This window comes from Jeongeupia sp. USM3, assembly GCF_001808185.1.
GTDB lineage: Bacteria > Pseudomonadota > Gammaproteobacteria > Burkholderiales > Chitinibacteraceae > Jeongeupia.
On sequence record NZ_CP017668.1, the window covers coordinates 370,978 to 395,580 of the forward strand.

Consider the following 24,603-nt stretch of genomic DNA (forward strand, 5'->3'; position numbering starts at 1 on the left):
CGTGCCGATCGCATGATCGCCGGGTCTCCCGCTGTCTGGTTGCCGCCATGCCGCTTCGCAAAAGTCTCCGTCTCGTTCTGGTCTCCAGTCTGCTTGTACTCGCGGCATGCAGCACCACGCCAAGCAAACCGGTAAAGCCGTACCCGGTCGATCGCAGTCTCGCGCACATCCAGGCGCAGGGCGACGGACGGGAGGTGGTGATGTATTCGCTGGGTCTGCTCGGCGTCGGCTACCAGTTCGGCGGCAACAATCCGGAAGCCGGGCTCGACTGCAGCGGCATGGTGCGCTTCATCTACAAGAACGCGCTCGACGTCGATCTGCCGCGTACTGCGGCCGATATCGCCGCGCGGACCCGGCCGGTGGCCGAGTCGCAATTGCAGGCCGGAGATCTGGTGTTCTTCAACACCCAGGGCCGGCCGTATTCGCACGTCGGCATCTATCTCGGCGACGGCAAGTTCGTTCACGCACCGTCGAGCAAGGGTCAGATCAGGGTCGAGTCGATGGCCTTGCCGTATTTTGCGTCGCGCTTTGAAGGCGGGCGAACGGTGTTTGCCCGTGGCAACTGAGCCGCCAGGCGCGGCCGGTGCAGAAGGAAGGGCGAGCGGTCAACGCGGGGAGCGACATGGCTGGCGAGTGAATGTGGCCGGCCGCGCCTGCCCGGGCTAGGCCTTGTCGGCGATATGGCGGCCCATGCCGCCCTGCAACTGGCCCTGCTCCGAGTAGCCGAGCGCATCGTCCTGACCGGCGGCCAGTGTGTACACAAGGGTGTCGAGCGCGTGCTTGCGCGATTCGATCAGCCTGCCGTTGCACTGGTTGAGCAGTTCGGCCTGGCGGACTTGCTCGAGCAGTTGCTGCCACGGGCCGAGCAGGCCCGGGCGATTGGCGCCCAGCCAGTCGGCGATCGCCGCACCGCTGTCGAGGCCGAGCGATGCGAACGCGCCATTGAGCGCGTTGCCGGCGGCATCGGCGGAGAGGGCGGCCTGCTGCTTCTGTTGCAGCAGTGTCGCCAGCGCATCCGGCTGGTTCTGGGTCAGGCAGTGCTGTTCGTCGTGCAAAAACGTGACAAGCTGCCTGTAGGTGTCGGTGGCGGCGCCGAGCAGCGCGGCCCAGTCTGGCGTATCGTTCATGGTGACTTGACCGCATCAGCGGCCAAGCAGTTCCTTGACGCTGTCGATCAGCTTGTCGGCAATGGCGTCGGCACGAACGCTGAAGCGGCCTTCGGCGATCGCCTGGCGCAGCGATGCGACGCGCTCGGCATCGAACGGCGCGCCGGCAGCGTCGGCCTGGCCGAGCTCGGCTGCGGCCGGATTGATGCTGACGCTGAGGTCGTCGGCCTGTGCGGCCTTGCCGGTCTGACTGGTTCGCTCGGTGTTGCGCGGCGTTTGCGGTGCCGGCGACCGGGTAGACGAGTCGATCTTCATGCTGGTTTCCTTATCGTTCGCGGGCCACGCCGCGGTCGATTCCTGGATGGCGATTATGCTTTGTATCGGCATCGTTGTCGGAAACTTTAGCGCATTCGTCTGCCTGTCGTCGCTGCCGAACGGTCGTTTCGGATGCGCCGGCCGACATGCCCGATGCCGGGGCGATATCATGAGGACATGAAACGGCCGTCCAGTTGCGCACCGTCCACCGCTTCATGGCGGCCGGGGCTTGCTGTATAGTTGCGCAATTTTGACCCGGCCCAGGGTCGGCGCCTGCGTGCGCGCCGCGGGAGAACCGAGCAAGCATGAAAACCACATTCCTCGATTTCGAGCAGCCCATTGCCGAGCTCGAAAACAAGATCGAAGAGCTGCGTTACGTCCAGGACGATTCCGCCGTCGACATTTCGGTCGAGATCGGCCATCTGGAAAAGAAAAGCCAGGAGCTGACCAAAAGCATCTACGCCAAGCTCACGCCTTGGCAGATCTCCCAGGTCGCACGCCATCCGCAGCGGCCGTACACGCTCGATTATCTGAGCGCGATCTTTACCGATTTCGAAGAGCTGCACGGTGACCGTGCCTTTGCCGACGACCACGCGATCGTCGGCGGGCTGGCGCGGTTCAACGGCCATTCGGTCATGGTGATCGGCCACCAGAAAGGCCGGGACACCAAGGAAAAGATTTTCCGCAACTTCGGCATGCCGCGTCCCGAGGGCTACCGCAAGGCGCTGCGGCTGATGAAGCTGGCCGAGAAGTTCGGCCTGCCGGTGATCACCTTCATCGATACGCCGGGGGCCTACCCGGGCATCGGCGCCGAGGAGCGCGGCCAGTCCGAGGCGATCGGCCGCAACCTGTTCGAGATGGCGCAGCTGCGCGTGCCGATCATCAGCACGGTCATCGGCGAGGGCGGCTCGGGTGGCGCACTGGCGATCGCCGTCGGCGATGTGGTGCAGATGCTGCAGTACTCTACCTACTCGGTGATTTCGCCCGAAGGCTGCGCGTCCATTCTGTGGAAAACCGCAGAAAAGGCGCCGGATGCCGCCGAGGCGCTCGGCATTACCGCCAGCCGGCTGAAAACCCTGGGGCTGATCGACAAGATCGTGACCGAACCCGTTGGCGGTGCGCATCGGAACCATGCGCAGATGATGCAGGCGATGAAGAAAGCGATTGCCGACGCACTCAAGGGTGTGACCGACAAGTCGATCGACGCACTGCTCGATACCCGCTTCGAGCGCCTGATGGGCTATGGCCAGTTCAAGGAAGTGCCCCTCCAGTAAGCTTGCCGGGCGGGTGGGCGAATGCCTCGCCCGCCTGCATGTCTCCAGCGGTACGCGAGTCTGTGTCGGCCTATCCGGCGGGCTCGATTCGGTCGTGCTGCTGCACCTGCTGGCGCAATGGCGCGCCACGCACGGCTTCTTCCTCTCTGCCGTTCATGTCCACCACGGCCTGTCGCCGAATGCCGATGCCTGGGGCGAGGCCGCGCGCGGCCTTGCCACGGCACTCGGCGTGCCCTGTCGTGTCGAGCGGGTGCGGGTCGATGCACGTGTGCTGGGCATCGAGGCCGCGGCGCGCGCGGCGCGTTACGCGGCATTCGAGTCGCTCGACGCCGAGGTGCTCTGCCTTGGGCATCATCGCGACGATCAGGCCGAGACGGTGCTGATGAACGCATTGCGCGGCAACGGCCTGGGCGGTCTGGCCGCGATGCCGGAGTGCCGCGCCCTGACTCCGGCGCTGCAACTGCTTCGGCCGCTGCTCGATGTGCCGCGCAGCGTGCTGCGCGACTACGCCGATCTGCATGCGCTGACGTGGGTCGACGACGAAAGCAACGCCGATACGCGGTTTACCCGCAACTTCCTGCGTCACCAAATCCTGCCGCCGCTCTTGCAGCGCGATCCGGGCGTGGTTGCATCGCTCGCGCGGCTGGCCGGGCAGGCCGCCGAGGCCGATGCACTGTTGTGCGATCTGGCCGAGCTCGATCTGGCCACCTGCGTGGTCGACGGTGCGTTCGATCTTGCCGTCTCGGCCGGTCTGAGCGAGCGCCGCCGTCGCAATGCGCTCAGGCACTGGCTGGCCGGTGTCGGCATTGTCGCCGATGCCCGCGCTTTCGATGCCTTCGTGTTGCAGCTCGGCGCGGCAGCCGATGCGCAGCCCGAGCTGCGCTGGCGGAGCCGGCGGGTGCGGCGTTACCGCCAGCGCCTCTACCCGGTACCGGCGGTGCGATTCGACTTGGTGATCGATGTCGAGCCCGGCGTGACGGTCGAAACGCCGCTAGGGCGGCTGGCGTGGGTAAGGGGTGAGGGCATTGCCGAATCGGCGGCGGGGCGCTGGCAGCTGCGGCCGCGCACCGGTGGCGAGCGCTTGCGCCTGCGTGCCGACGGGCCGACTCGCCCGCTCAAGCAGCTCTATCAGGAGGCGGGAGTGCCACCGTGGTTGCGTGAAGCAATGCCGCTGCTCTATTGCGACGAGACGCTGGCGGCAGTGCCGGGGGTCGGTATTGCAATCGAATTCAAGGGGGAGGGCTGGCTGCCGTTGTGGCAACCAGCCTGACTGCTTCCTAGCCCAGCAGGCGTTCGAGCACGCCTGCGTAGACTTGCGACAGCTTGGGGACGTCCTCGACCGCGACGCACTCGTTGAGCTTGTGGATCGTCTTGTTGATCGGGCCGAATTCGACGACCTCGGGGCAATACTTGGCGATGAAGCGCCCGTCGGACGTGCCGCCGGTGGTGTTGAGTTGCGGCACCACGCCGGTGACCTCGGCAACCGAGGCCTTGATCGCGTCGATCAGCGCGCCATGGTCGGTCAGGAACGGCTCGCCCGACAGGTTCCACGTCAATTCGTACTCGAGCCCGTGTGCGTCGAGGATCGCATGGACCTTCTGCTTCAGCGTGTCGGCGGTGTTCTCGGTCGAGAAGCGGAAGTTGAACAGGACTTCGGCCGTTCCCGGAATGACGTTGGTCGCGCCGGTGCCGCTGTGGATGTTCGAGACCTGCCACGTTGTCGGCGGGAAGTAGGCGTTGCCCCGGTCCCACTCGGTCGCGGCGAGTTCGGCGAGTGCTGGTGCGAGCAGGTGGATCGGGTTTTTCGCCAGGTGCGGGTAGGCAATGTGCCCCTGCACGCCATGGACGATCAGATGACCCGACAGCGAGCCGCGGCGGCCGTTCTTGATCGTGTCGCCAAAGGTTTCGGCGCTGGTCGGTTCGCCGACGATGCAGTAGTCGATCCGCTCGCCACGCGCCTTCAGAGCCTCAATGACCTTGACCGTGCCGTCGTGCGCCGGGCCTTCCTCGTCCGAGGTGATCAGGAAAGCGATCGAGCCCTTGGGATTCGGGTGTCTGGCAAGGAAAGTCTCGGTGGCGGTGACGAAGGCCGCGAGCGAGGCCTTCATGTCGGCGGCGCCACGGCCGAACAGGTGGCCGTCGCGGATATCCGGCGCGAACGGGTCCGAATGCCAGCGGTCGAGCGGGCCGGTCGGCACCACATCGGTATGACCGGCGAACACCAGTACCGGCCCTTCGTTGCCGAAGCGCGCCCACAGGTTGTCGACGTCGCCGAAGCGCATCGGTTCGATATGGAAACCGAGCTTTGCGAGCCGGTTGGCCATCAGTTGCTGGCAGTCGGCGTCGTTGGGGGTGACCGAGGCTTGGCGGATCAGTTGCAGGGTCAGGTCTAGCGTGGCGTCGTTCATGGTCTCAGCGGCTGAAAAGGGCGTTGTAGGTATCGGGCTTGAAGCCAACGGTGATCGTACCATTGTGGTCAAGTACCGGCCGCTTGATCGCCGACGGCTGCGCCAGCATGACTGCGATGGCCGAGGCGGCGTCGGTTACGGCGGCCTTGCTGGCGTCGTCGAGCTTGCGCCAGGTCGTGCCTTGCCGGTTCAGCAGCGTCTCCCACCCTGCCTTGTCGGCCCAGTGGGCGAGCAGCTCGGCGCTGACGCCCTGCTTTTTGAAATCGTGCCAGTCGTAGTCGTGGCCATGCTCGGCAAGCCAGGTGCGTGCTTTCTTGACGGTGTCGCAGTTAGGGATGCCGTAAAGCTTCATGTCGGACTCCGTTCGCAAAAGCGCGATTCTAAACAGCAGGCAGAACGGTGCCTACCACCCATCGGAGCGTCCGGAATGGTGCATATCCGTCAGCAGGACGCGTGCATATGAATGAATGACCGGAATCTGCCGCGTGAAAAACCGATGGAGGTCGTCATGAATGCCCTGTACGCCGTTGCCCCTTCGCTGTGTCTGCTGGCCGCGTGCGCATCGCCGCCGGCGATGCAGCAATCCACCTTGCCCGAGTCGATCCGGGTGAATCCGCCGGACAAACTGGTCATGAGCACGACCGGGGTGGGCGAGATCACTTACGAGTGCCGTGCCAAGAAAGACGCTGCGGGCCAGTTCGAATGGGCGTTTGCCGGCCCCAGTGCAGTGCTCTACGACCAGCGCCGCCAGGTGGTCGGCAAGTACTATGGCGGCCCGACCTGGGAGTCGGTGGATGGCTCGAAAGTGACCGGAAGCCAGGTCGCGGTCAGCCCCGCGCCGGCGGGGAATATCCCGTTGCAGCTGGTCAAGGCCAATTCCCTGTCCGGTGCGGGCAAAATGGCCGGGATCAGTTTCATCCAGCGCGTGAACACCAAGGGCGGGGTTGCCCCCGCCACGCCGTGTACCAGCGCCAGTCTGGGCCAGAAACAGCAGGTGGCGTATGAGGCGGATTACCTGTTCTACGCCCGGTAGCGTGTCCGGCATGTCCGTAGCGGTGTCGGGCCCGCGTCGCATATCGGGTCCGGCCGGACGGAGTGCAACGCCGGACGCCGGCGCGGCCTTGGTCAGCGCTTGTCCGGCAAGGGGGCCGGGTCGCGCATCGCCGGAGGCGGGGGTACACTCGACAGCCTATGCGCATTTCAATCGACATCCCCTCGCAAGTGCTGACGCTGCACGACGAATCCGGCTCGGTCTTGCGCCAGTACCCGGTATCAACGGCTGCGCTGGGCGCGGGCGAACGCGCCGGCAGCTTCCAGACCCCGCGGGGGCGACATGTGGTCAGGGCCTTGATCGGCGGTAGCGAACCGATCAACGCGGTGTTCCGCGCGCGACGCCCGACCGGGGAGGTCTACTCGGCCGAGCTTGCTGTCGCGCATCCGGGGCGGGACTGGATCCTGTCGCGGATCATCTGGCTGTCCGGCACCGTGCCCGGGTTCAACCGGCTCGGCACGGTCGACACGATGCGCCGCTACATCTACATCCACGGCACGCCGGACAGCGAGCCGATGGGGGTGCCCGCATCGCACGGCTGCATCCGCATGCGCAACAGCGATGTCGTCGCGCTGTTCGGGCTGCTGCACGTGGGTGTAACGGTCGATATCGTCGGTGATCCGGCCTGGGTGGTTTATCCGTACGAACGCGACATCGGTGCCGGTCTGGTCGGATTCGGCGTGGCCGGGCCGCAAAGTCCTGTATCGGGTCTGGCCGTGGTCGGCCGGCGTCTTGCCCTGTGGCGGGCCGACGGTTGCTGCATGGGGCAGGGCTGTCTGGAACCCGGAGGGACGTTACGGCTGGCACTTGCTCCAGCGGCGGCGGCACAGGCACCACGACTGATCGACGCCTTGCTCGAAGAAGCGAGCACCCTCGGCTGGCGCCATGCCGACCTGCTGGCAACCGCCGCGCCGCAGCCGCAATGGATCGCGATCAGCGATCCGGTCGACGGACCGGCTTCCGGGGCCGTCCGGCGTTATCGCCGCCAGATCTAGGCCAGCAGTACCAGCCGGCTGCGCGGTTTGCCGGTCTGGCCGGTGTAGGCGTCACGAAGCTGCTGGCGCTTGCAGGCCGGTTGCGCTTCGTCGCCGCGCTGGCGCGTTTCGGTGTGCATCAATGTAAAGACCAGCCGGTCCGACCAGCTTTCAGACGGAGTTGCATGGTGCGTGTCGATCAGCCGGCGCCGCCTGAGCTGGCGCCGCCGCTGCAGCCAGTCTTCGAAGTGTGGTGCGTCGTCAGCCGGCACGGACGGGCGCGGGGCGTACCGGACGGATGGCGTGGCGGACTGCCGGCTGGCACGAAACTGGAGTGCGGGGATCTGGAGCATGACGGGCCTCGCGGTGTGATTCGGACAGCCCGTCGCGGCCATTGCTTGTGAGTCGCTGCGATCGGGGTGCCGCTGATACACCGATGATCCGGTTTGCCGCAAAACCGGACCATGCCCGATTTACTCTGATTTTCGTGATTAATTCACGAAATTGTCAGTAATATCAAGCCGTTGTCATGTTCGTTAAAGCAACCATCCGGCCAGAGCGAAGCCGCTGGAAACGCTGGCCGCCGAGCACGTCAGGCCCGGCAGCATGAAGCTGTGGTTGAGCAGCCAGCGGCCGATGCGCGTTGTGCCGGTCTGGTCGAAGTTGATCGCGGCGATCACGGTCGGGTAGTTCGGGATGAAGAAATAGCCGTTTACGCTCGGGAACATCGCGATCAGCGCCGGTGCCGGAATGCCGAGCGCGATGCCGAGCGGCATCAGCGCGCGTATCGTTGCCGCCTGCGAGTAGAGCAGGATGGACATGGCGAACAGCGCGAGCGCAAACAGCCACGGCGCCGCGGTCACGGCGGACTGGATGTTGTGCGAGAAGAACGACATATTGCCCTGGATGAAGGTGTCGCCCATCCAGGCAACGCCGAAGATGCCGATGACGGCCGCCGCGCCGGCGCGGAACACGCTGTCGCGGACCACTTGCTCGGGGTGAACGCGGCTGACCAGCAGGATCAGCGCCGCCGCCGACAGCATGATGATTTCGATGGCCTGCGACATCTCCAGCCTGACCAGGCTGTCGCCGCTTCCCCATGACGGGCGCAGCGCCGGGAACGAGCCGAGCAGCACGACCGAGAACGCTGCGGCAAGGAATATCCAGACCGACCACTTCGCCGCTGCCGGCAGTGCCGGCCGGGCGCTGCTGTCGATGGGTTGCAGCTCGCCCGATGCCAGCCTGGCCTTGTAGACCGGGTCGAGGTCGAGTTCGACGCCCAGCCTGCTGGCGACCAGGGCGCCGGCCATCGTGCCGATCAGGGTTGCCGGGATTGCGATCATCAGGATGTCGGACAGATGTACGCCGGCCGGCGACAGCAGCGACAGCAGCGCGACGGTGGCGGCCGAGATCGGACTGGCGGTGATGCCGGCCTGCGACGAGATGACGCTGATCGACAGCGGCCGCTCGGGCCGGACGCCCGATTCGCGGGCGACTTCGGCGATGACCGGCAGCACCGAATAGGCGACGTGACCGGTGCCGGCGAACAGCGTGAAGGTGTAGGTGACCAGCGGCGCAAACCAGGTGATGCGCTTGGGATGGCGGCGCAGCAGGTTTTCGGCGATGCGCACCAGGTAATCCATGCCGCCGGCCGCCTGCAGGCAGCCGGCGGCGGTGATCACGGCGACGATCATCAGCATGACGTCGATCGGCGCGGTGGCCGGTTTGAGTCCGAAGGCGAAGGTCAGTACGGCCAGGCCGAGCCCGCCCATCACGCCGAGGCCGATGCCGCCGATGCGGGCACCGATGAGGATGGCCGCGATGACGACGGCGAATTCGAGCAATAACATATGCAATCCCGATTGAAGGCGGCGGCATGTTGACCGATGCCGCAACGGGACGCAATGGCCGGTGGCGCTCGGTGCGACGTGATTATTGCAATGCCGGCGCTGGTGTCAGCCCGACAAACTCCGGGTGGTCGGTGATGATGCCGTGGACGTCGTAGTCGCGGCACAGCGCGTGCTCGTACTGGGTCTGTGCGCCGTAGACGTAGCTGCGAAAGCCCAGATCGGCCGCCTGCTCGAGCAGGGACAGGTCGAGGATCTCGAAATCCCAGACGAGGCCGCGCAACTGCGCGTGCGCCATCGCGCTGTGGAGCAGCGGGGCGAGCGCCGGCGGCCGGTGCGCAAGCAGCAGCGCACATTCGATCTTCAGCGATTCGGCGGCCGCCAGCACGATGTCGTGGCGGAATGACGACAGCAGCAGCCGGTGCCGTCGCCGCGACGCCGCGATGATCTCGAACGCGGTCTGCGCCGCGTCGCCGGACTTGATTTCGAGGTTCCAGAAGGCGTCGGGAAAGGTGTCGAGCGCCTCGGCCAGCGTCGGCACCAGATAACCGGCCTGCTGCGACAGCGCCTTGCGGCTCAGCGCCGCAACCGGCGTGCCGTCGGGGGTGATGCGGTCGTGAAACAATACCGCCTCGCCATCGGCGCAGAGGCGGATGTCGGTTTCCAAGCCGTCGAACCCGCTGGATAATGCAGCGGCAAAGGCGGCCAGGGTGTTTTCCGGAACCGTGCGGGCCAGCCCGCGATGCGCAATGAGTTGCATGGCCAGGTCATCTAAAATATTGACGATACAAGCAATTTAGCAGGGATTGAATGCGGCGTTCTTCGTGCAGATTCGTGGTGTGCGTGGTCATGGGCCTGGCGGCGGCAGTGCTCCCGGCCGCCGAATCGTCGCGCCCGAGAATTGGCCTGGTGCTCGGCGGCGGCGGCGCGCGCGGGCTTGCGCACATCGGCGTGCTCAAGGCGCTGGAAGACGCGCGGGTGCCGATCGACTGCATCGTCGGGACCAGTATCGGTGCGCTGGTGGCGGGCGGTTATGCCGCGGGGCGCACGCCGGAAGAGCTGATCGCCGAGAGCGAGAAGGCCAACTGGGATGATCTGCTGAGCAGCAACCTGCCGAGGCAGAGCCTGTCGTTCCGCCAGAAGGAGCTCGATCGCGTCGGGAACGTGCCCATCGAGCTTGGCTTGCGCGATGACGGCACCATCGCTTTCCCGCGTGCGGCGATCGGTACGCAGAAGGTCGAGTATTTTCTGCGCGAGCTGACCTATGGCGGCACCGTCAACAACTTCAACCAGCTGGCGACGCCGTATCGCGCGATCGCGACCGACCTCGAGACCGGGGAGATGGTCGTGCTGCACGATGGCGACATCGTCAGCGCGATGCGTGCCAGCATGGCGGTGCCCGGCGTGTTTCCGCCGGTGCCGCTCGAGGGCCAGACGCTGGTCGACGGCGGGCTGTCGCGCAATATGGGCGTCGACGTGGCGCGCAAGCTGTGCGCCGACGTCGTCATCGCCGTTGATGTCGCATCGCCGCCGCTCAAGAGTTCCGAGATCGACAACCTGTTCTCGGTGGCCGATCAGTACACGCGGCTGATGATCCTGCAGAACCAGCGGCCGCAGATCGCCAGCCTGAGGCCGGGGCGCGACGTTCTGATCACGCCGGACCTCGACAAGCTGTCGAGCTCGGACTTTGCCAAGGTCAAACAACTGATCGAGCGCGGCGAGGCCGCAGCGCAGCTGCAGTTGCCCGAGCTCGAGCGCTATGCGCTGCCGGCGCCGGCATACCGCAAATGGTCACTGGCCAGGCAGGCAAAACAGCTCGTGCCCAAGCCGATCAACGAGATCCAGGTGGCCCAGCTCGATTACGTGAACCCCGACGTGCTCAAGGGCGCGCTGGACATCGCGCCGGGCAAGCCGCTGGACAATGCCGCCTTCAATGACCGGCTGACCAAGACCTACGCGCGCGGCGATTTCTCGCAGCTCGATTATGAACTGCTCGATACCAGCAACGGCCAGCTGTTCCGGCTGACCCCGGTCGAGAAAAGCTGGGGGCCGAACTACCTGAATCTCGGGCTGGCGCTGAGTACGGACTTCGATACCGACAACCGCTACAGCCTGGCGGCACGCTACCGGCGCACCTGGATCAACGATCTGGGCGGCGAGTGGTCGTCGCTGTTGCGGCTGGGCGATCACACGCAGTTTTCGACCGAGTTCTACCAGCCGCTGCAGCTCGACGGCTATGCCTTCGTGGCGCCGTACTTCAGCATCGAGAACCAGCCGGTCGACATCTGGCTCGAAGGCAGCAAGGTTGCCCAGTACAGGTACCGCAAGGAAAGGGCCGGCCTTGACGTCGGTTCCGGCTACGGCAAATATGGCGAGGTCCGCCTGGGTTTCGCATTCAACGACTACCGCGGTGCGCGGGATATCGGCTTCGTGCCGGAGGATTCCAGTGGCGATCCTGCCGATGGAGATACAGGCATTCGCAATGGACTGGAGAACTTCGGCCAGAAGGACTGGGGCGTCCGGCTGAGAATCTATTATGACCAGCTCGACAGCCTGGCTTTTCCGACCGAGGGGGTGCTGTTCAACGCGCAGATGTACCAGTCGTTTGGCGGGCAATCCGATCAGGGCGATTTCGACACCTACAGCCAGGCCAGTGCAACGCTGGTCAAGGGGTTCAAACTCGGCGATTTCGGCGGACACGTGAAGCTGCACGGCGTCGTGCAGCGCGGCGGGGGCGACAACGACGTCAACGACGTCCAGTGGCTGGGCGGCTTCATGAACCTGTCGAGTTACGGCTATCAGGAAATCATCGGCGATTCGATGGCCTACGGCCGTGTCGCGCTGTATCACCCGCTGTCGTTCCTGGTTCCGGACAGCAAGGTGTACGTCGGCGGTGCGCTCGAAGTGGGGCAGTTGTTCGATGCGGTCGAGGAGTCCCAGGACAGTCTGCACACCTCGGTGACGGCTTTCGTCGGCATGGATACCTTCCTTGGGCCGTTCTACGTCGCCGGCGCGTACGGCGACAACAAAAAGGCGCGTTTTTACGTGATGCTCGGCAACCCGTACTGAGCATCCGGGCCGGTGTCAGGCGCCCCGCAATGCGGGGCGTTTGTTTTTCGACCGCCGATCCGCGAAAATAGCCGACTAATCCAGTCAACCATGCTGATCGCTTCGCCATGTCGTTTATCTCCCGCCTCTTTGGCGCCGCGCGTGAAGGAACTCCCACGATGTCCCAGCCCGACCTGCTGCAGGCCGCTATCGCCTCGCTTATCGATCCGAACACCGGCAAGACCTATGTCGCCGGCAAATGCATCAAAAGGCTCGATCTGATCGATGGCCGGGCCCGTGCCGAGATCGTGCTCGGTTACCCGGCGAACAGCCAGTTCGATGCGATCCGCGCGCAATTCACGGCCGCGCTGGCATCGGTCGGCGGCGTCAGCGCGGTCGAGGTGACGGTGAGCAGCCAGATCGTGTCGCACGCGGCGCAGCGCGGCGTGCCGCTGCTCAAGAACGTCAAGAACGTCATCGCCGTCGCCAGCGGCAAGGGTGGCGTCGGCAAATCGACGACGTCGGTGAACCTGGCGCTGGCGCTGGCCGCCGAAGGGGCCCGTGTCGGGCTGCTCGACGCCGATATCTATGGCCCGTCGCAACCGCTGATGATGGGGGTTGCCGACCAGAAGCCGCAGTCGCCGGACAACAAGCACATCGAGCCGATCGTTGCTTACGGCGTGCAGACGATGTCGATCGGTTTCCTGATCGACCCCGAGCAGCCCATGGTCTGGCGCGGCCCGATGGTCACGCAGGCCCTGCAGCAGCTGCTGAACGATACCCTGTGGGACGACCTCGATTACCTGGTCATCGACCTGCCGCCGGGCACCGGCGATATCCAGCTGACGCTGAGCCAGAAGGTGCCGCTGACCGGTGCGGTGATCGTCACCACGCCGCAGGACATCGCGCTGCTCGACGCGCGCAAGGGGCTGAAGATGTTCGAGAAGGTCGGCGTGCCGATTCTCGGCATCGTCGAGAACATGAGTACGCACGTGTGCTCGAACTGCGGCCATGTCGAGCCGATTTTCGGCGAAGGCGGCGGCGAGAGGATGGGCGAGGACTACGGCGTGTCGCTGCTCGGCAAGCTGCCGCTGGATCTGGGCATCCGCACCAGCGTCGATGCCGGCAAGCCCAGTGTCGCCGCCGACCCGGACGGCACGGTCGCGGCACTGTACAAGGAGATCGCCCGCAAGGTCGCGGTCAAGGTCGCCGAGCGGGCGCAGGACTTCTCTGCAAAATTTCCGAAAATCGTCATCCAGAAATGACATTCAATTTCTTGCTTTAAATCAATTCAATTCTTTCTGTTGTTTTGGTTCGCTGCTTTCGTGATTGGTATGATTGTCCGTTTCATGGCGGGAATTCATCTGATGCGAAAGTTGTTCTGGATACTCGTGTGCTGCGCCGGTCTGGCGCAGGCCGCCGATCGGATCGGCGTACTCGATAACGGCCTCGGGTACGCGATCCGGCATACCGACCGGCCGGTCGGCGAGGTCGAGTTCCGCCTGGTCGTCAACGCCGGCGAGGTCGATGTTGGCGACGCCACGCTCGACGGCGGCATGCACCTGATCGAGCACATGGCGTTCCGCGATACCGATGCGTACCCGAACGGCACGCTGGTGCCGTATCTGCGTACCCAGGGCTTCCGCTTCGGCGAGCACCTGAACGGCTGGACATCGTCGTCGGCAACGGTCTACCAGCTGGCCCTGCCGCATGGCGATACTGCCGGGGTTGCCGCCGGGCTCAAGGTGCTGGCTGGCTTCGCGTCGGGTATCCGTTTCGATCCGGCGACCCTGGCGGCTGAAAGCAAGGTTGTCGCCGAGGAGTTGCGCGGGCGGCAGAACGACGCGTCATTCCGTGCCTGGCTGCAGCAACATGCGCTGTACCAGCAGGGCACCGGCGCCGGTGCCTGGTCCTACGGTACGCCCGACTCGATCGGCAAGATCCCGGCCGATGCGCTGAGCGGTTTGTATCGGCGACTGTATGTGCCGGGCCGAATGACGCTTGTCGTCGCCGGCGATGTCGACCCGGACCAGGTCGAATCGCAACTGCGCAAGCAGTTTGCCGGCCTGTGGCCCGAGGCTGGCGGCAAGCCGGCGCAGCTGCGTGCGCCGATGCCGCCGTCGACGACGCTGGCGTATACCGTCAGCCTTGTCGACGACGGCATGAATGACTGGGCGAATTTGGGGCTCTCGTTCCCGCGCCCGGACTTTGCGAGTGCCGAAGGTGTCCGCAAGGCCTATGTGGTGGCGCTGCTGAAGTATGCGTTGACGCAAAGGCTGGCGCAGCGCGCGATCAGGCCGCAGATCGACTGGCGCTGGCGCGACGACGGGCAGCCGATTCTGAATTTCGGCTACCGGCTGGTGCCGGAGCTCAACAAGCACAGCGGCCAGCTGGACACGCGGCAGCAGTTGCTGAATCTCGAAGGCCAACTGACTGCCTTCGTCGTGCAGCCGCTTGATGACCAGACGCTGGCGCAGCTCAAGCGCGAATTCATCGGTACGGTCGTGCAGTGGCAAGCCAATGGTCGCGGCCGTGCCAAGGCCGAGGCCGACCTGCTGGCGATGGCGGCGCTCGGCCAGCACCCGTGGAGCGACAGCCGGGCCGAGCTACCCGAGCTGCGCAAGGCGGTCGACGGGGTCGACGCCAAGACGCTGTCGGCGCTGCTGGCCGATGCGCTGGCCCGGCCGCGCTACCTGCAGTTCGCCTATCAGCCCAAACACATCAAGCAACTGCCCGACCGTGACACGGTGCTCGGCTGGTACAAGGGTTTCAAGCCCGGGCCGCAACCAGCCGCCTTCGGCGATTACGCAACGCTCGCCTTTCCCGGGCCGAAGGCCGCTCCGGGCAAGATCACCAGCGCACGGCGCGACGGCGATATCGAGACGCTGGTGTTGTCCAACGGCGTGAAAGTGTTGCTGCGCCCGATGGCCGGCGGCGACGGGCTGGTGCAGTTCCGCTTTGGTGCGATGGGCGGCCTGTTCCAGTTCGGCGAGTCGCAGTACCCGGCGGCGCTGATCGCCCCGTCGGCGATTGCCGGCATGACGGTGGCGCTGTTGCCGCAGCTGGAGGTCGCACGTATCCGTCTCGCCGACGGCGTCAGCCTCGCGACGTCGGTCGAGCAGGAGTGGTTCGGCTTCTACGGCAGTGCCCAGCCGTCGGGCTTGCCGACGGTGTTCGCCGAGTTGCACCACCGCTTTTACCGTGACCCGCGAAACGATCGCCTCGGCGGCTGGGGACGGGACGAGTTGGTCAAACCGGACGCGCAGATCAACAGCTTTGCCCGGCTGATCTACCAGGACATGCGCGACGCGGCATTCCCCGATGATTACCGTTTGCAGATCGCCAATCCGCGCTGGTACGACGAGTACCAGAACGGCAGTCTCGAGCAGGTCGTGCGCCAGCTCTATGGTGACCCGTCACGATTCACGCTCGGCCTCGTCGGCGATTTCGACCCGGCAGCGGTCAAGCCGCTGCTCGAGAAGTGGTTGGCCAACCTGCCGCGGCGCGATGACGTCGTGCCGACGGTGATCGCGCCGGTCAAAGCCGTCGCCGGCGGCGATGTTCAGGAAACCGACACCACCCGGCGCAGTGGCTATGTACGGATCGAGTTCAACACCCGCCAACCGTGGTCGCCCGAAACGATCGCGCAGGGCTGGTTGCTGAAAACGGTGCTCGAGGAAAGGCTGCGCTTGCGGCTGCGCGACGACGGCGGCATGAGCTATTCGCCGACCGTCAACTACCAGTTGCTGCCGAGCTCGGCGCAGTTTGCCCAGCTCGTCGTCGGTTTCGATATCGACCCAAAACATGAGGATGAGGCGGCCAGGCAGGTGCGCAGCGTGTTCGCGTCGCTGCGCGATACGCCGGTGGGCCGGTCCGAGCTCGACGCCGCCAGGCGCATCGTGCTGCGCGAGGCGCGCGCCGAGCTCGATGTGCCGGAGATGCTGTGTCAGCGCCTGCTGACCAACGATGCCGGCGGCCTGCCGGTATCGCAGGTCGACGCCGTGTACAAGGCGGTGCAGGCGACCGACGCCGCGGCGCTGCGTGACGGCGCGCGGCGCTGGCTGTCCGAGGCCGGCATGACGATCGGCCGCGTCAGCCCGAATCCGCGGATCTGATCGCGGCAGCGGTCTGTGCCTGCCTTGCGCAGGCCGCTACAATCGGGGCTCCGTCTGGAGCCCCGCGTGCGTCTCAGCCATATCAAGCTTGCCGGATTCAAATCCTTCGTCGACCCGACGACGATCCACGTCGCCGGGCAGCTCGTCGCCGTCTGCGGGCCGAACGGGTGCGGCAAGTCGAACGTGATCGACGCGGTGCGCTGGGTGCTCGGCGAGTCATCGGCCAAGCAGTTGCGCGGCGAGTCGATGCAGGACGTGATCTTCAACGGCTCGACCAGCCGCAAGCCGGTCAGCCGCGCGTCGGTCGAGCTGGTGTTCGACAACCGCGAAGGGCTGGCCGCAGGCCAGTGGTCGCAGTACGCCGAGATTTCGATCAAGCGCGTGCTGACCCGCCAGGGCGACTCGGACTACTACATCAACAACCTCGCGGTGCGGCGCCGCGACATCACCGATCTCTTTCTCGGCACCGGCGTCGGCAAGGGCGGCTACGCGATCATCGAGCAGGGGATGATCAGCCGCATCATCGAGGCCAAGCCCGACGAGCTGCGCCATTTCCTCGAAGAGGCCGCGGGCGTCTCCAAGTACAAGGAGCGACGGCGCGAAACCGAATCGCGCCTTGCCGATACCCGCGACAATCTCGCGCGAATCGACGACATTCGCCAAGAACTCGGTGCGCAGGTCGAGCGGCTGCAGGCGCAGGCCGAAGTCGCCGCCGAGTACCAGCGACTGCAGCAGGGCATCGTCGAGCAGCAGAACCTGCTGGCGCTGCAGCGCAAGCTTGATGCCGGCCAGTCGCTCGAGCAGGTGCGCGGCAGCATCGGCGCGGCACAGAACGCGCTCGAAGCACAACTGGCGGCGCTGCGCGCGCACGAGGCGAGCATTGTCGCCCTGCGCGAGCAGCACCACGCTGCCGGCGATCAGGTGCAGCTGGCGCAGACCGCGCTCTATGAGGCCAATACGGTCGTCGCGCAGCTCGAACAGCGGCAGATGCACCAGCGGCAGACGCGCGAACGGCTGCAGCAGCTGGCAGGCGCCAGCCGTGAGCAACTGGCCCGGCTCGAGCAGCAGGGCGCGACGCTGACGGACGATCTCGCCGGCTGGCAGATGAGACGCGACGACGCCGATGCCGAACTCGACGATGCGATGCTGGAGCTCGAGGAGGTGCGGCTGCTGCAACCGCAGGTCGACGATGACGCTGCCGGCGGCGAGCAGGCGCAGCAGGTTGCACGCGAGCAGCTGTCGTCGGCACACGCCAGGGTTGCCCTGGCTCGCCAGCAACTGCAACACCACGAGCAGGCAGAGACGGCACTGGCGATCCGCCTGGCCAGATTGAGCGCCGATGCGGCCGGTGGCGATGATGACGAGGCCGGGCTTGTCGCGCAAAGGGACGAAGCCGAAAACCTGCGTCGCACTCACGACGACCTCGGTATGGCGATTTCGCAGCGCGAAGAGGCTCTGGCGCTGACGCGCGCCGATCTGGCCCAGCGGCGTGCCGAGCGCGAGGCGCTGGCGCTGGCCCGCGCAGATGCTGCGGCGCGGCTCGCAGCGCTCGGCATCGAGCACGAGGGCGCCGACGTGGCCGACTGGCTGGAACAGACAGGGCTGGCTGCGGCGCCGCTCTTGCTGGATTCGCTCGACGTCGACGCCGAATGGGCAACCGCGCTCGAGGCGGTGCTGGGGGATGCGCTCAAGGGGCATCTGACCGAGTCCGTACCCGATCTGGCTGCACCGGTGGCGGCCACCGTGCTGCAACGGCAGGCGCAGGGCGCGTCGCGGCCGTCGCTCGATGGGCTGCAGCCGCTCGCGGCGCGGGTCGCCCTGCGTGACCCGGCCCTGAAGGGGCTGGCCGATGCGCTGCTCGGTTCGGCGTATTGTGTTGACGAGCTTGCCGTCGCCCTGGCGCGCCGCGTCGAGCTACCCGAAGGAGCGTGCTTCGTGACGCCGGAGGGGCATCTGGTCGATGCGCTGCGGGTTCGCTACCACGCCGCCAGCGGCGATGCGGCGGGCATGGTGCAACGTCGGCAGGCGCGGTCGGATGCCGAGCTAGCGCTGGCGACCTTGGCGCCGGCGCTGGCTGCGGCCGAGCTGGCCGGCGAAAAGGCGGAGTACGACGCGGCCGGGCACGAGGCTGCGCTGAAGTCGCAACGCCAACAGCAAGCGGCGGCCCAGCAACGCTTGCAGGCGCAGATGCGCGAGCTGGCGAAGCACGAATCCGCGGCCACCGAGCGGCGGACGCGGCGCGAGGCGGCGTCACAGGCATGGGCTGACGTGACCGGGCAGCACGAGCACGCCGTGCAGGCAAGGCAAGCGGCGGCCGACGAGCTGCAGGCGGCCGAGGCGACGCTGCCGCCGCTGCAGCAGCAGGCCGAAGCCGCAGCGCAGGCGCGCAAGGCATTCGAGGCGGCTGCCGCGACGCAGCGCGAGCTTCTGCGCAAGGCGGAGCACCATGCGCAGTCGCTGCGGTTTGCGGCCCAAAGCGCGCGGGATCGCCTGACAGAGCTCGCACATCGCCGCGAGGCGCTGGCCGAACAGGTCGCGCAAGTGGGCGATCAGCTCGAGCAGCAACTGATCGAACTCGACGAGACTGGCGGTGCGACACTGGACGGCGAGGTGCAGCTCGCCCTCGATGTGCGGCGTGAACATGAGCTTGGACTGGCGGCGGCCCGTGACGCGCTGAATGGCGTCACGCAGTCGCTGGACGAGCGCGACGCCGACCGGCGGGCGATTGCCACGGCACTGGACCCGGCGCGCGAGGCGCTCGCCGCCCTGAAGTTGCAGGAGCAGGAAGCAAGACTGGCGTACGAGCGCCACGCCGAGGCACTGGTCGAAGCCGGCGCCGACGAGGCGGCCTTGCTGGCGAAGCTGGGCAATGGCGCCAGAGTGCAGCGTCTCGCCGCCGAAATCACGCGGATGACGCAGGCGCTCGAGGCGCTCGGTGCGGTCAACCTGGCCGCGCTGGCCGAACTGGAAAGCGCGCAGGAGCGTGCCGGCTATCTGGGTGCACAGGCCCAGGACCTGGCGTCGGCGGTCGAAATGCTCGAGGCAGCGATCCGGCGGATCGACCGCGAGACGCGCTCGTTGCTGCAGGAAACCTACGGCACGGTCAACGCTAACCTGCAGGCGCTGTTTCCGGCGCTGTTCGGCGGTGGCCACGCCGAGCTGCACCTGACTGGTGATGAAATCCTCGATGCCGGCCTGCAGATCATGGCCCAGCCACCCGGCAAAAAGAACAGCACCATCCATTTGCTTTCGGGTGGCGAGAAGGCACTGACAGCGCTGAGTCTGGTATTCTCGCTGTTCCGGCTCAATCCGGCGCCGTTTTGCCTGCTCGACGAGGTCGATGCGCCGCTCGACGATGCCAATACGCTGCGTTTCTGCAATCTGGTCAAAACCATGGCCGAGCGCACGCAATTCCTCTATATCAGTCACAACAGGCTGACGATGGAAATGGCGGAGCAGCTCGTCGGCGTGACGATGCAGGAGCAGGGCGTGTCGCGCGTGGTGGCGGTCGATATCCAGCAAGCGCTGACGATGCGCGATGCGGCACTTGCGACGTGAGCGAAGTGCAAGGTGAACCGTAGCCTTGAGTTGAACCGAACGAATCCGGAATAATCCTACCGTTGCAGGTGCAACGGGAAAGACGTGCAGAAACCATGACAGACTTACAACTCGGATCGCTGATTGCCGGCGGCGTCATTGTCGCCGCGGTCTATGCCTTCAACTGGTGGCAGGAACACCGCTACCGCAAGCAGGCGCAGCGCGCGTTCGCGCAGAACCAGCCCGACGTGCTGCTCGATACGCAGAAGAACATGGTACGGCCAGCGGCCAGCGGCCAGCGACTGGAGCCGATGATCGAACCGGCTCCCGCGACGGTGCTTCGCCGCGAGCCGCAGCTCGACGTGCCCGAAGTCGACATCGAAGACGACCAGCCGGCGTTCGACGTCGATGCCTCGCCGGCACCTGCACCCGCGCCGGAACCGGTCGCCAAGCAGGTCGAACTTCAGGACGTCGAAGTGCTGGCAACGAGCCAGCTCGATTCGTCGCTCGATTTCATTGCCGAAGTCCACGCCGGCGAGCCGATTGCCGCCGTGTCGGTGCCGCAGTTGCCGGCGCCGAAGCGGGTGATGCTGCTGGGGCTGAGCGAGTCCGGCCAGTGGGAGGTCGTCAGCGCGCGCAGCACCGCCTACTACACCGAACTGCGTGCCGGTCTGCAGCTGGCCGACCGCCAGGGGTCGCTGACCCAGGAGCAGCTCAACGCCTTCTGCATGGCGGTGCAGCAGTTTGCCGATGCGCACGAGGCGGTGGTGACCTTCCCGCAGCGCTCGGGCAAGCTGACGGCCGCCAAGGAGCTCGACGAGTTCTGCGCCTCGGTCGACGTGCTGATCGGCATGAACATCGTCACGCAGGGGCGGCCCTTCCCGATGGAGCGCGTACGTCAGTTCGCCGAGCAGTCCGGCCTGGTGCGCGGCGCCGACGGCCTCTACCACTACCGTAGCGAGTCGGGCAAGGCGCTGTTCTCGCTGGTCAATCAGGACCAGAGCCCGTTCGGCAATACCAGCGAGGGGCTGACCTTCCTGTTCGACGTGCCGCGCGTTGCCGGCGGCCTGCCGGTGTTCGATCACCTGAGCGAGATTGCGCAACAGCTGGCAGGCCTGCTCGCGGGCGAGCTGGTCGACGACTCGGGGCGTCCGCTGGCGCCGGGCAGCATTGCCAATATCCGCACGCAGTTGTCGAGCATCTACGCACAGATGGACGACCGCGGCATTGCACCGGGCTCGATGGCGGCGCTGCGGCTGTTTGCCTGATCGAACGAATGCTCTGAATGCGCCGCTGCCAGTCAGCGGCGTTTTCATTTGGACCGAAGACATGACGATTTCCGATTCCGTGCTCGCCCGTGCGGCCGAACTCCGTGCACTGTTGCACCGCTATGGCCACGAGTACTACGTGCTTGATGCACCAACGGTGCCCGATGCCGAGTACGACCGGTTGTTCCGCGAGCTCGAGGCGATCGAGCTGGCGCATCCGGAGCTGAAAGCCGCCGATTCGCCGACGCAGCGTGTCGGCGGACAACCCTTGCCGCAGTTCGAGCCGGTGCGCCATGCAGTGCCGATGCTGTCGATCCGGACCGAGACCGACGTGAGTGCGGCCGGTGCGCTGGCTTTCGATGCCAGCGTACGCAAGGAGCTGGCGCTCGGTGATGGTGATGCGCCGGTCGATTACGTTGCCGAACTGAAGTTCGACGGTCTGGCGATCAGTTTGCGATACGAAGCGGGCGTGCTCGTCCGGGCGGCGACACGCGGCGACGGCATGACCGGCGAGGACGTCACGCAGAACATCCGCACGATCGGCCAGATTCCGCTGCGGCTGCACGGCGATGCACCACCGCTGCTCGAAGTGCGCGGTGAGGTCTACATGCGTCGCGACGATTTCGATGCGATGAACGAAAAACAGGAAGCCGCGGGCGCCAAGACCTTCGTCAACCCGCGCAACGCAGCCGCCGGCGCGGTGCGCCAGCTCGATCCGGCGATTGCCGCGATGCGGCCGCTGTCGTTCTTCGCCTACGGTGTTGGCGAGGTCGACGGCTGGCAGCCGGCGGCGCATTCGGATCTGCTCGATGCGCTGCAGGGCTTTGGTCTGCCGGTGTGTGCCGAGCGCGTCCGGACGCGGGGCGGGGCCGGGCTGGTGGCGTTTCACGACCGCGTTGCCGCGCTGCGCGCCGACTTGCCGTTCGATATCGACGGCGTCGTTTACAAGGTCGATTCGCTTGCGCTCCAGCAGGAGCTCGGCTTCCGTTCGCGCGAACCGCGCTGGGCGGTCGCGCACAAGTTTCCGGCGCAGGAGGCGCTGACGACGGTCGAGGCTATCGACGTCCAGGTTGGCCGGACCGGTGCGATCACGCCGGTAGCGCGGCTGGTGCCGGTCTTCGTCGGCGGCGTGACCGTGACCAATGCGACGCTGCACAACGAGGACGAGGTGCGCCGCAAGGACGTGCGCGTCGGCGACACGGTCATCGTCCGCCGTGCCGGCGACGTGATTCCCGAAGTGGTTGGTGTGGTGCAGGCCGAACGGCCGATGGTCGAGCGCCCCGGAGCCGATATGTTCGATACGGTGCGAGAGCCGAAGTATGCGCCGTTCGAGCTGCCGAAAGCCTGCCCGGTCTGCGGCTCGCACGTGGTCCGCGAGGAGGGCGAGGCAATCGCGCGCTGCTCGGGCGGGCTGTTCTGCTCGGCGCAGCGCAAGGAGGCGATCCGTCACTTCGCCGGTCGGCGGATGATGGATATCGACGGTCTGGGCGAGCGCTATATCGACAATCTGGTCGATCTCGATTACGTGCACGGCGTTGCCGATTTGTACCGGCTGACGCTGGCTGACATGCTCGAGATGAAGCGTCGCGCCGACGAACGTGACAGCGTAGTGCCGGAAACGGTCAAGGCCGGCCAGATTGCGAGCAAGTGGGCCGAGAACCTCATCGCCGGTATCGCTGCGAGCAAGCGCCCGCCGCTTGCGCGGCTGCTGTTCGCGCTCGGCATCCGTCATGTCGGCGAGTCGACCGCCAAGACGCTGGCCGACTGGTTTGGCGATCTCGCGCTGATCCGCAAAGCGCCGGCGCCGCTGTTGCGCGTGCTGCCCGATGTCGGTGCGACCGTTGCCGATTCGATTGCCGATTTCTTTGCCGAACCGAAAAACCAGCAGGCGCTCGACGCTTTGCTCGGTGCCGGTGTTGCCGCGGCCGATACCCATCCGCCGAGTGCGGAATGGCGCGACAGGCTGGCTGTGGCCGAGCTCTATGCCGTGCTGGGCGTGCCGAAGCTGACGCCGCTGCGCGCGCGCCAGCTGGCCGAAGTGGCGCCGACGCCCGCGGTGCTGGCTGCGGCCGGTGTGGCAAGCTTGGGTGGGCTGCCTGCGGATGTGCTTGCCTCGTTGCAGGCCTGGCTGGCGGTCGACGGCCGCCGTGCCATGCTGAACGAGCTCGACGCGCAGCGCGAGGTGTTGTTGGCGAGTCTGCCGGCGCAGGCGGAAGCGGCCGGCGTGCTCGCCGGCAAGACGCTGGTGCTGACCGGAACGTTGCAGACCTTGAGTCGCGATCAGGCGCAGGCGCTGATCGAGGCTGCCGGTGGCAAGGTGTCGGGCAGTGTGTCGAAGAAGACCGATTACGTCGTCGCCGGCGACGCGGCGGGATCGAAACTTGCCAAGGCGGCGTCGCTTGGCGTTGCCGTGCTGGATGAGGCGGGGTTGCGTGCGTTGCTGGCTGGCTAAATGTTTATTTTTATGAACGTGTAACGAAGGTGCGCTAGGCTTGCCTTTGCGGTTCAAATTGTTGAACAATGACGCGATGCGCAAATCCGACATCCTGAGCCTGTTTGGCAACCAGGCCCGCCTTGCCGATGCACTCGGCCTGGGGCGGTCTGCGGTCTCGCAATGGCCCGACGTGCTGACGCAGCGCCAGTCCGACCAGGCGATGGGTGCAGCACTGCGGCTGGGTTTGCTAGCACAAGACTACAAAGGAGCAACTTCGATGCAGAAAATCCGCAAGGCCGTATTCCCCGTTGCCGGCATGGGCACCCGCTTCCTGCCGGCCACCAAGGCCAGCCCGAAGGAGATGATGCCGGTCGTCGACAAGCCGCTGATCCAGTACGCGGTCGAGGAGGCGCTCGATGCCGGGATTACCGAAATGGTGTTCATCACCGGCCGCAACAAGCGCAATATCGAAGACCATTTCGACAAGGCGTACGAGCTCGAGAGCGAGCTCGAGGCCAAGGGCAAGCAGAAGCTGCTCGACATCGTCCAGTCGATCATTCCGAAGTCGGTGACGTGCATCTATATCCGCCAGCCCGAAGCGCTGGGGCTGGGGCACGCGGTGCTGTGCGCCGAGCCGGTGGTCGGCGACGAGCCGTTCGCGGTCATCCTTGCCGACGATCTGATCGACGGCGGCACGACGTCGGAAATGGCGCGCATGGTCGAAGTCTTCGGCGATACGCACTGCGCGGTGCTCGGCGTCGAAGAGGTGCCGCAGGAGGAAACCAGCTCGTACGGCATCGTCGCGGTCGACGGCACCAACGGCCGGCTGCGCATCAACAACATCGTCGAAAAACCCAAGCCCGAAGAAGCGCCGTCGAATCTCGCCGTCGTCGGCCGCTACATCCTGACGCCGCGCATTTTCCACCACCTGCAGCACGTGCAGCCGGGCAAGGGTGGCGAGATCCAGCTCACCGACGGCATCTTCGCGCTGATGCAGGAGCAGCACATCCTTGCGCACAAGCTCAAGGGTACGCGTTACGACTGCGGCTCCAAGCTCGGCTACCTGAAGGCGACGCTGGCTTACGGCCTCAAGCACCCCGAGGTCGGCGGCGAGTTTGCCGAATACCTGAGCCGCTTCACGCTGCCGAGGGGCTGATCGGCCGTGTTCGATCAAGGGCGGCCTGCGGGCCGCCTTTTTCGTTTGCGCCTTCGCCAGTGCATATGAT

Annotated in this window: 20 protein-coding genes; 12 read left to right on the top strand and 8 right to left on the bottom strand. The window is 66.0% G+C overall.

Features of this window, described 5'->3' with window-relative positions:
- Window positions 1-47 precede the first annotated feature (47 nt).
- A complete protein-coding gene (locus tag BJP62_RS01705) occupies window positions 48-566 on the top strand; it encodes a C40 family peptidase (protein ID WP_070525874.1) in 519 nt (172 codons plus the stop codon).
- A gap of 96 nt (window positions 567-662) precedes the next feature.
- On the opposite strand, the gene flgN is transcribed toward BJP62_RS01705, so the two are convergent.
- From flgN to BJP62_RS18600, 3 genes are read right to left on the bottom strand one after another with little or no spacing between them, the layout of a single operon-like run.
- Window positions 663-1,127, bottom strand: coding sequence for a flagellar export chaperone FlgN (gene flgN, locus BJP62_RS01710; RefSeq protein WP_070525876.1), 465 nt, complete (start codon window positions 1,125-1,127; stop codon window positions 663-665).
- Window positions 1,128-1,142: 15 nt separating this feature from the next.
- Window positions 1,143-1,421, bottom strand: a complete 279-nt coding sequence (gene flgM / locus BJP62_RS18595) for a flagellar biosynthesis anti-sigma factor FlgM (RefSeq protein ID WP_070525878.1) — start codon at window positions 1,419-1,421, stop codon at window positions 1,143-1,145.
- 10 nt (window positions 1,422-1,431) lie between these two features.
- Window positions 1,432-1,638: a hypothetical protein gene (locus tag BJP62_RS18600; protein ID WP_168163773.1), complete on the bottom strand. Its 207-nt coding sequence runs from the start codon at window positions 1,636-1,638 to the stop codon at window positions 1,432-1,434.
- A gap of 88 nt (window positions 1,639-1,726) precedes the next feature.
- On the opposite strand from BJP62_RS18600, the gene BJP62_RS01720 reads away from it, so the two are divergent.
- Window positions 1,727-2,695 (top strand): acetyl-CoA carboxylase carboxyltransferase subunit alpha, encoded by a 969-nt coding sequence (locus tag BJP62_RS01720; RefSeq protein ID WP_070525880.1) that lies wholly within the window; start codon window positions 1,727-1,729, stop codon window positions 2,693-2,695.
- A 13-nt stretch (window positions 2,696-2,708) separates the two neighbouring features.
- Entirely contained in the window at window positions 2,709-3,965 is a 1,257-nt protein-coding gene (gene tilS / locus BJP62_RS01725) for a tRNA lysidine(34) synthetase TilS (protein WP_168163774.1), read from the top strand.
- A 7-nt stretch (window positions 3,966-3,972) separates the two neighbouring features.
- On the opposite strand, the gene dapE is transcribed toward tilS, so the two are convergent.
- Window positions 3,973-5,103, bottom strand: coding sequence for a succinyl-diaminopimelate desuccinylase (dapE, locus tag BJP62_RS01730; RefSeq protein ID WP_070525884.1), 1,131 nt, complete (start codon window positions 5,101-5,103; stop codon window positions 3,973-3,975).
- A 4-nt stretch (window positions 5,104-5,107) separates the two neighbouring features.
- Window positions 5,108-5,455, bottom strand: coding sequence for an ArsC family reductase (locus BJP62_RS01735; RefSeq protein WP_070525886.1), 348 nt, complete (start codon window positions 5,453-5,455; stop codon window positions 5,108-5,110).
- 156 nt (window positions 5,456-5,611) lie between these two features.
- Here BJP62_RS01735 and BJP62_RS01740 point away from each other — a divergent pair, with 156 nt between their 5' ends.
- Both BJP62_RS01740 and BJP62_RS01745 read left to right on the top strand, forming a co-directional pair.
- A complete protein-coding gene (locus BJP62_RS01740; RefSeq protein ID WP_070532163.1) occupies window positions 5,612-6,136 on the top strand; it encodes a DUF3455 domain-containing protein in 525 nt (174 codons plus the stop codon).
- A 158-nt stretch (window positions 6,137-6,294) separates the two neighbouring features.
- Entirely contained in the window at window positions 6,295-7,149 is an 855-nt protein-coding gene (locus BJP62_RS01745) for a L,D-transpeptidase (protein WP_070525888.1), read from the top strand.
- On the opposite strand, the gene BJP62_RS01750 is transcribed toward BJP62_RS01745, so the two are convergent.
- The 3 genes from BJP62_RS01750 to BJP62_RS01760 form a co-directional block, all read right to left on the bottom strand.
- On the bottom strand, window positions 7,146-7,481 hold the full coding sequence (locus BJP62_RS01750; RefSeq protein WP_070525889.1) for a hypothetical protein: 336 nt from the start codon (window positions 7,479-7,481) through the stop codon (window positions 7,146-7,148). The genes BJP62_RS01745 and BJP62_RS01750 overlap by 4 nt on opposite strands.
- A gap of 183 nt (window positions 7,482-7,664) precedes the next feature.
- Window positions 7,665-8,978 carry an anaerobic C4-dicarboxylate transporter family protein gene (locus tag BJP62_RS01755; protein ID WP_070525891.1) on the bottom strand — a complete coding sequence of 438 codons (1,314 nt, stop codon included), beginning with the start codon at window positions 8,976-8,978 and terminating at the stop codon, window positions 7,665-7,667.
- 82 nt (window positions 8,979-9,060) lie between these two features.
- Entirely contained in the window at window positions 9,061-9,735 is a 675-nt protein-coding gene (locus tag BJP62_RS01760; RefSeq protein ID WP_070525893.1) for a glycerophosphodiester phosphodiesterase, read from the bottom strand.
- A 50-nt stretch (window positions 9,736-9,785) separates the two neighbouring features.
- Here BJP62_RS01760 and BJP62_RS01765 point away from each other — a divergent pair, with 50 nt between their 5' ends.
- From BJP62_RS01765 to galU, 7 genes are all read left to right on the top strand, one after another.
- Window positions 9,786-12,044 (top strand): patatin-like phospholipase family protein, encoded by a 2,259-nt coding sequence (locus BJP62_RS01765; RefSeq protein WP_083300635.1) that lies wholly within the window; start codon window positions 9,786-9,788, stop codon window positions 12,042-12,044.
- Window positions 12,045-12,202: 158 nt separating this feature from the next.
- Window positions 12,203-13,288 (top strand): iron-sulfur cluster carrier protein ApbC, encoded by a 1,086-nt coding sequence (apbC, locus tag BJP62_RS01770; protein ID WP_070525896.1) that lies wholly within the window; start codon window positions 12,203-12,205, stop codon window positions 13,286-13,288.
- Between the two features lie 102 nt (window positions 13,289-13,390).
- On the top strand, window positions 13,391-16,138 hold the full coding sequence (locus BJP62_RS01775; RefSeq protein WP_070525898.1) for a pitrilysin family protein: 2,748 nt from the start codon (window positions 13,391-13,393) through the stop codon (window positions 16,136-16,138).
- A 66-nt stretch (window positions 16,139-16,204) separates the two neighbouring features.
- Window positions 16,205-19,696, top strand: a complete 3,492-nt coding sequence (gene smc, locus BJP62_RS01780; RefSeq protein WP_070525900.1) for a chromosome segregation protein SMC — start codon at window positions 16,205-16,207, stop codon at window positions 19,694-19,696.
- Window positions 19,697-19,791: 95 nt separating this feature from the next.
- The gene (locus BJP62_RS01785; RefSeq protein WP_070525902.1) at window positions 19,792-20,943 is read left to right on the top strand and encodes a cell division protein ZipA C-terminal FtsZ-binding domain-containing protein; all 1,152 of its coding nucleotides are present in this window, start codon (window positions 19,792-19,794) and stop codon (window positions 20,941-20,943) included.
- A 61-nt stretch (window positions 20,944-21,004) separates the two neighbouring features.
- The gene (ligA, locus tag BJP62_RS01790; RefSeq protein ID WP_070525903.1) at window positions 21,005-23,395 is read left to right on the top strand and encodes an NAD-dependent DNA ligase LigA; all 2,391 of its coding nucleotides are present in this window, start codon (window positions 21,005-21,007) and stop codon (window positions 23,393-23,395) included.
- Between the two features lie 259 nt (window positions 23,396-23,654).
- Window positions 23,655-24,533: a UTP--glucose-1-phosphate uridylyltransferase GalU gene (galU, locus tag BJP62_RS01795; protein ID WP_070532166.1), complete on the top strand. Its 879-nt coding sequence runs from the start codon at window positions 23,655-23,657 to the stop codon at window positions 24,531-24,533.
- The last annotated feature ends 70 nt before the right edge of the window (window positions 24,534-24,603 follow it).

Excerpts from the sequence above, each read along its gene's own strand:
- BJP62_RS01705 (WP_070525874.1), top strand. The coding sequence starts at position 48 with ATGCCGCTTCGCAAAAGTCTCCGTCTCGTTCTGGTCTCCAGTCTGCTT.
- flgN (WP_070525876.1), bottom strand. The coding sequence starts at position 1,127 with ATGAACGATACGCCAGACTGGGCCGCGCTGCTCGGCGCCGCCACCGAC.
- flgM (WP_070525878.1), bottom strand. The coding sequence starts at position 1,421 with ATGAAGATCGACTCGTCTACCCGGTCGCCGGCACCGCAAACGCCGCGC.
- BJP62_RS18600 (WP_168163773.1), bottom strand. The coding sequence starts at position 1,638 with ATGAAGCGGTGGACGGTGCGCAACTGGACGGCCGTTTCATGTCCTCAT.
- BJP62_RS01720 (WP_070525880.1), top strand. The coding sequence starts at position 1,727 with ATGAAAACCACATTCCTCGATTTCGAGCAGCCCATTGCCGAGCTCGAA.
- dapE (WP_070525884.1), bottom strand. The coding sequence starts at position 5,103 with ATGAACGACGCCACGCTAGACCTGACCCTGCAACTGATCCGCCAAGCC.
- BJP62_RS01735 (WP_070525886.1), bottom strand. The coding sequence starts at position 5,455 with ATGAAGCTTTACGGCATCCCTAACTGCGACACCGTCAAGAAAGCACGC.
- BJP62_RS01740 (WP_070532163.1), top strand. The coding sequence starts at position 5,612 with ATGAATGCCCTGTACGCCGTTGCCCCTTCGCTGTGTCTGCTGGCCGCG.
- BJP62_RS01745 (WP_070525888.1), top strand. The coding sequence starts at position 6,295 with ATGCGCATTTCAATCGACATCCCCTCGCAAGTGCTGACGCTGCACGAC.
- BJP62_RS01750 (WP_070525889.1), bottom strand. The coding sequence starts at position 7,481 with ATGCTCCAGATCCCCGCACTCCAGTTTCGTGCCAGCCGGCAGTCCGCC.
- BJP62_RS01755 (WP_070525891.1), bottom strand. The coding sequence starts at position 8,978 with ATGTTATTGCTCGAATTCGCCGTCGTCATCGCGGCCATCCTCATCGGT.
- BJP62_RS01760 (WP_070525893.1), bottom strand. The coding sequence starts at position 9,735 with ATGCAACTCATTGCGCATCGCGGGCTGGCCCGCACGGTTCCGGAAAAC.
- BJP62_RS01765 (WP_083300635.1), top strand. The coding sequence starts at position 9,786 with ATGCGGCGTTCTTCGTGCAGATTCGTGGTGTGCGTGGTCATGGGCCTG.
- apbC (WP_070525896.1), top strand. The coding sequence starts at position 12,203 with ATGTCCCAGCCCGACCTGCTGCAGGCCGCTATCGCCTCGCTTATCGAT.
- BJP62_RS01775 (WP_070525898.1), top strand. The coding sequence starts at position 13,391 with ATGCGAAAGTTGTTCTGGATACTCGTGTGCTGCGCCGGTCTGGCGCAG.
- BJP62_RS01785 (WP_070525902.1), top strand. The coding sequence starts at position 19,792 with ATGACAGACTTACAACTCGGATCGCTGATTGCCGGCGGCGTCATTGTC.
- ligA (WP_070525903.1), top strand. The coding sequence starts at position 21,005 with ATGACGATTTCCGATTCCGTGCTCGCCCGTGCGGCCGAACTCCGTGCA.
- galU (WP_070532166.1), top strand. The coding sequence starts at position 23,655 with ATGCAGAAAATCCGCAAGGCCGTATTCCCCGTTGCCGGCATGGGCACC.